The 6,013-nt window shown below is 69.8% G+C and carries 4 protein-coding genes; 1 reads left to right on the top strand and 3 read right to left on the bottom strand.

Translation table 11 applies throughout. The annotated features are described in order from the left end of the window. Window positions 1–30: 30 nt before the first annotated feature. Window positions 31–1,854 carry a streptophobe family protein gene (locus P1P75_RS38875; RefSeq protein WP_319264271.1) on the bottom strand — a complete coding sequence of 608 codons (1,824 nt, stop codon included), beginning with the start codon at window positions 1,852–1,854 and terminating at the stop codon, window positions 31–33. Window positions 1,855–2,099: 245 nt separating this feature from the next. On the opposite strand from P1P75_RS38875, the gene P1P75_RS38870 reads away from it, so the two are divergent. Then, complete coding sequence (locus tag P1P75_RS38870; protein ID WP_319264269.1) at window positions 2,100–4,631, top strand: FHA domain-containing protein; 2,532 nt, start codon at window positions 2,100–2,102, stop codon at window positions 4,629–4,631. Window positions 4,632–4,721: 90 nt separating this feature from the next. Here the strand turns inward: P1P75_RS38870 and P1P75_RS38865 are convergent, their stop codons facing one another. Both P1P75_RS38865 and P1P75_RS38860 read right to left on the bottom strand, forming a co-directional pair. After that, entirely contained in the window at window positions 4,722–5,447 is a 726-nt protein-coding gene (locus tag P1P75_RS38865) for a transglycosylase SLT domain-containing protein (RefSeq protein WP_319264267.1), read from the bottom strand. A gap of 277 nt (window positions 5,448–5,724) precedes the next feature. Further along, a partial coding sequence (locus P1P75_RS38860) for an S-adenosylmethionine:tRNA ribosyltransferase-isomerase (RefSeq protein ID WP_319264266.1) occupies window positions 5,725–6,013 on the bottom strand: 289 nt, incomplete at its 5' end.

Raw genomic sequence — 6,013 nt, 5'->3', positions numbered from 1 at the left:
AGTTAGCTGGTTTCTGTATTTTTTTTTTTTTTATGATTGTGCGCACACCCGGGTTCTACCCTCTTTCTTTCTCGGGCGGGGCAAATTGTTATAAAAGAACGGTTCGAAGGGGCTCACCATCGTGGGCGCGTCGTACACGTCGTCGTACACGTCGTCGCGCACGCCGTCGCGCACGCCGTCGTCCCCGGGCCGCTCGTCCTGCGGTTTCCCCGCGCCCTCCGGCATCCGCAGATACGGGTTGGTCGCGGGGTTGGGCGGCCGGTACGGCGCACCCGGCACGTACGGTCCGGAGCGGCCGTCCGTCGCGGGGAGCCGGCCGGCCTCCTCCGCCGTCCGCCCCGGACCGTGCTCGTAAGGACGCTGCCCGACCGGTCCCGGCACCGGGGTCCTCTCCTCGCGCCCCGCGGCGGTGTCACGCAGTGCCACCGCCGTCGCCCACGTTCCCGCCGCCCCGGTCGCGTGGGCGAGCAGCGCACCGGCCGCGCCCGCGCCGGCGCCCCACACGGCCCCGAGCAGCAGCGCCATACCGAGCTGCCCGTGCAACTCCACGCCCGCGCCGAAGGCGTCGAACCCGAGCACCGACAGGGATGCGTCGACGGACACGTCCGCCAACCAGGCGAGCAGGGGCAGGGCCAGCGCGGTCACGACCGCCAGCCGCACTGCGCACCGCCCGGCGAAACCGGCGACGCCCGCACCCCGCACCGCACCGGAACCGGGATCCGCCGTGCCCGCCCGCACCGGTCCCACCGGGCTGCGTACCGCCGTCAACACCCCCGCCAGCAGCATCATCGCCGCCGCCGCGACCGCCAACAGCCATACGCGGCCGTCCAGTTCCGCCAGCCGCCCCAGCGTCACCGACTGGTCGGAGCCGGCGCCCAGCACGTCGTCGAGGGGATCCGGCAGCACACGTGTCAGGACACCCGTCGCCCTGCCGTCCCACGGCACGAACAGACCGACGTCCACGCCCAGCCACACCCCGTTGGGCGCCCCGAGGAGCGCCGCGCCCGCGATCCGCCGGGGATGATCGTCACCGATCGCCGCGTACGCCGCCGCCGCGAACCCGGCGGCCACCGCGACCAGCAGCACCGTGACGACGGCGGACACGGCGGGCCGTACCACCCGGTGCAGGACGTCCCAGCCCGGCGGCAGCGGCGTACGGCGCGAGGCCAGCAGGGCGATCAGCAGCACCGCCGCCGACCAGAGAAGCCCGCCGAGCAGCGTCGCGGCCGTGTCCACGGTGAACCCGACCGCCGCCTGGGCGTCGACCAGATCCCCGAGCCGGTCGGGCAGCAGCCCGCCGATGTCGCCGAGATCGCCCAGCCCGGGGACCTCGACGCCGCCGCCCCCGCCGGGCACGTCGTCAAGGCCCAGCGATCCGCCGTCGATCGTGATGACATCGTGCCCTGCCCAGGCCAGCCCGCCCATCATGGCGGCGAACAGCGCGACCACCGTGGCCGCGCGCGCCAGGAGCTCGGCCGGCGCGACCACAACTCGGGCCGTGCGCAAGGACCGTAGGAAGAACCACGACAGCAGCAGCGCTCCGGCCAGGCTCACGCCCAGTGGCGTGATGTCGATGGCCGTGTGCGCCTCCGCGCCCGTCAGACCGAACGAGGACACATCGCCCGACGGCGTCACGGAGCCGCCCGCCCCCAGCGCCACGACCGCCGCCGTCATCGGCCCCAGCGAACCCGCGGTGTCCGCCCCCAGCAGATGCAGGCCGAGCGCCGCCGTCCCCGCCATCCCGATCAACGCCCAGCTCACCGCGGCGATCGCGGACAGCAGCACGTCCAGCCACGGCACACCCTGGCCGTACGCCGTGCTCCCGCCGTCGTCGATGCTCGTGCCGGAACTCATGCAGACCCCCCGATCCGCGGCGCGGAGCGGTGAAGATCACCGCTTCCGTCCCCCTCGCGTGCGTTTACCACTCTCCGGCCCGTTTTCAACCCCGTCAACGGCAGCGGCCGATGAGACGACGCGACCCCGGAAGGCCTTCTCCGCAAGGCCCGACTTTCGGTCAGGGGGCCGGGCCTGAAATAGTTCCCGACGATGTTCGACATCCCTAGACTCCCTGTGATGGGGGTAACTCGGGGGACTACTCAGTGGGGCATGGAGTGCCGGAACTCGTACTGGAATTGAACGGACGCACCTGGACGCTCGATCCGTCCAGGTCATACACCCTCGGACGGGATCCGCAGGGGGACGTCGTCCTCGACGACGCCAGGGTCTCCTGGCGTCACGCCACGGTCAGCTTCAACGGCCGCGGCTGGACACTGGAGGACCACGGCAGCACCAACGGAACGTTCGTACAGGGTCAGCGCGTCCACCAGGTGGACATCGGGCCCGGCTCGGCGGTGCACCTGGGCAACGCCACCGACGGCCCGCGCCTGAACCTCTCCGGCGCGCAGGCGGCCCTCGCGCAGCCGCAGGCGCAGCAGCCGTACGCCGCACAGGGCGCCAACCCGGGGTGGGCGCAGCAGGCGCCGCCCCAGCAGCAGGCGCCGCAGCCGCAGCAGCAGCAGCCCGGATGGGAGCCGCCGCGGAAGGCCGACGCGCCCATCCCCCAGCAGCAGGGGCCCGGCGTCGGCGCGGGGGCGCCGCCGGTCTACGGCGACCGCAGCCCGACCACGTTCCACCAGTTCTCCCTCGGCCGCGTCATGCGCATCGGCCGTGCCCTGGAGAACGACCTGGTCGTGTCCGACCTCCAGGTCTCGCGCAACCACGCCGAGTTCCACTCGACGCCCGACGGGCGCATGGAGATCCGCGACCTCGGCTCGCACAACGGCACGTACGTCAACGGCCAGCCGATCGCCAAGGGCGGTTCGCAGCTGCTCGGCCCCACCGACATCGTCGGCGTCGGCCACTCGACGTTCCGGATCGTGGGCGACCGCCTCGAGGAGTTCGTCGACACCGGCGAGGTCTCCTTCTCGGCGCGCCACCTGACGGTGACGGTCGACGGCGGCAAGCAGATCCTCAAGGACGTCTCCTTCGGCGTCCCGGAGAAGTCGCTGATCGCGGTCATCGGCCCGTCCGGATCCGGAAAGTCCACCCTGCTCAAGGCGCTGACCGGCTACCGGCCCGCCAACGAGGGTGACGTCCTCTACGACAACCGGAACCTCTACAAGCAGTTCGCCGAGCTGCGCCAGCGCATCGGTCTGGTCCCGCAGGACGACATCCTGCACAAGGAACTGACCGTCAAGAAGGCCCTCAAGTACGCGGCCAAGCTCCGCTTCCCCGCCGACACCACGGCCGCCGAACGCGACGCCCGCATCGACGAGGTGCTGCGCGAGCTGAAGCTGGACATCCACAAGGAGAAGAAGGTCACCTCCCTCTCCGGTGGCCAGCGCAAGCGCGTGTCGGTCGCCCTGGAGCTGCTGACCAAGCCGTCGCTGATCTTCCTCGACGAGCCGACCTCGGGGCTCGACCCGGGCATGGACCGCGATGTCATGCAGCTGCTGCGCGGCCTCGCCGACGACGGCCGTACGGTCCTGGTGGTCACCCACTCGGTGGCCGAACTCGCGATCTGCGACAAGCTGCTCGTGATGGCGCCCGGCGGCAGCGTCGCCTACTTCGGCCCGCCCGAGGAGGCCCTGAACTTCTTCGGCTACGACACCTGGGCCGACGTCTTCTCCGCCTTCGAGAACTACCGCGACTACGACTGGGCGGGCCGCTGGAAGGGTTCGCAGCACTACCAGATGTACGCCGCGGACATCGACGCCATCGCGCCGCAGCCCGTATCGATGACACCCATGCAGGCGATGAAGCCGCCGAAGCCGCAGGGCTGGATGTCCCAGTTCGTCACGCTGGTGCGCCGTTACACGTCGGTGATCGTCTCCGACAAGGGCTTCCTCGGCCTGATGGTGATCCTGCCGGCCGTGCTGGGCGCGGTGAGCCTCCTCATCGACTCCGGCAACAGCCTGCTGCCCAACCCGGTCAATCCCAAGACCGGCCGGATCATCCCCAACGGCACGGCCACCACGGTCCTGCTGATCCTCGCGGTCGGCGCCTGTTTCGCGGGCGCGGCGAACTCCGTCCGCGAACTGATCAAGGAACGGGTGATCTACGAGCGGGAGCGCGCGACGGGCCTGTCGCGCTCGGCGTACCTGATGTCGAAGGTGTTCGTGCTCGGTGTGATCACCGTGTTCCAGGGCCTGCTGGTCGGCGTCATCGGCTTCTCCAGCCGGGAGATCCCGGCACAGGGCCTGGTCCTCGGCACCGCCACGATGGTCGAGCTGTCCATCCCGATCATGGCGCTGGGCTTCACCTCGATGATGTTCGGTCTGATCATCTCCTCGCTGGTGAAGACGGCCGAGAAGACCATGCCGCTGCTGGTCATGTTCGCGATCATCCAGGTCGTGTTCACCGGCTGCCTGTTCTCGCTGAACGGCGCGGTGGGGGTCAACGAGTTCTCGTACCTGATGCCGTCGCGCTGGGCGGTCGCCGCGGCGGGCGCCACGCTGGACTTCAACAAGATCAGTCCGCCCGCGGACGGCGGCGACGCCGACCCGCTGTGGGAGCACACCGTCGGCGCCTGGGGCATGGACATGGCCGCCCTGCTCGTCCTCGGCGTGATCTGCGGCTTCTTCGTGGCCCGCTTCCTGCGCCGCCACGAGCCCGAGGTCATGCGCAAGTAGTCGCGAGCGGACCTGCGACGCCGAAGGGCGGCACCCCGGTCAGGGGTGCCGCCCTTCGGCGCGTGGGGGTCTCGGCGGTACTCAGGACGCTCAGTACGCGCTGTTGACGTTGTCGATCGTGCCGTACCGGTCGGCCGCGTAGTTGGCGGCGGCGGTGATGTTGGCGATCGGGTCGTAGATGTTCCAGGACGTGCCGGGGACGTGGTACGCCTTGAAGGTCGGCGGGATCACCTGGAGCAGGCCCTTCGACGGGATGCCGTTGATGGCGTTGATGTCCCAGTCGTTGATGGCCTTCGGGTTGCCCGAGGACTCGCGGATGATGTTCTTGTGCAGCCCGTGGTAGGAGCCCGGGATGCCCTTCTTCTTCATGATGGCGAGAGACTCGCGGATCCAGCCGTCGAGGTTGTTCGGGTAGCTCTTGACGACGACCTGCTTGACCACGGGACGGTTCGCGGACCGGCTCGCGGCGGCGGCCTTGGCCTTGCGCTCGGCGGCGGCCTTCTTCGCGGCGGCGGCGGCAGCCGCCTTCTTCTTCGCCGCGGCCGTGGCGGCCGCCTTCTTCTTCGCGGCCACCGCGTCGGCGGCGGCCTTCTTCTTGGCCTCGATGGCCTCGACCTTCAGGCTGGTGGCGGCGAGCTGGTCGGTCACGCTGGCCTTGACGTCACGCACCTGGCCGGAGCTGTAGGCCACGCGGGACGAGGAGAGGGAGTCCGTGGTGGTCGTCTGACCGTCGGCCGGAACCACGGTGAAGGCGATGGCGGCAGCGCCGAGGGTGGCGACACCAGCGATCGCGATCTTGTGAGTGTTCTTGGGCATGGCGGAAGGGACCTCTTCGAGTAGACGCGGAGGTCGCTCTCGTCGTCCGGCGGCGGGTGCTTTCGGCACGAACGCCGCGGGGAGAAAACCCGCGGCGCTGAGCGACGAGAGCCATTGTTAGCGGCCGCAAAATGCCCAGGCAAAGGTGTGACGTACTAACCCCGGTAGTGGATCGGGGAAGGGCAAAACGGGACAGATCAGGCTGTCTGCCCCGTTCAGGTGGGTCCCTTTTGGCTCCTATCGCCCCTCGTACGTGATCTGGGCCCTATGTGCGGGCTCACAGGGGCGCGGAGGTTTTCTCACCAACAGTTGCTGAAGCAATGCTCTGTGTGAGCGGGTTCTCCGGCAGGAGGAGATGCACGTCCCCGAACTCGTGCCACAGGTACGAACCCCGCAGCGCCTCCTCGTACCCACGGTCGATCGCCGCCCGCCCGGCCACCGCCTCCAGCATCAGCAGATGCGAGGCCTCCGGCTCGTGCAGCCCCGTCAGCAGTCCGTCCACCACCCGCACCCCACGCTCAGGAGTGACGACGAGGTCCGTCCACCCCACGCGCGCGCGTACGACC

This window comes from Streptomyces sp. ID05-39B, assembly GCF_033794725.1.
GTDB lineage: Bacteria > Actinomycetota > Actinomycetes > Streptomycetales > Streptomycetaceae > Streptomyces > Streptomyces bobili.
Note: the sequence above shows the minus strand (reverse complement) of the source record. Positions and strands in the feature narration are given on the sequence as shown.

Bases quoted from the DNA above. Each gene is read 5' to 3' on its own strand.
- P1P75_RS38875 (WP_319264271.1), bottom strand. From the start codon at position 1,854: ATGAGTTCCGGCACGAGCATCGACGACGGCGGGAGCACGGCGTACGGC.
- P1P75_RS38865 (WP_319264267.1), bottom strand. From the start codon at position 5,447: ATGCCCAAGAACACTCACAAGATCGCGATCGCTGGTGTCGCCACCCTC.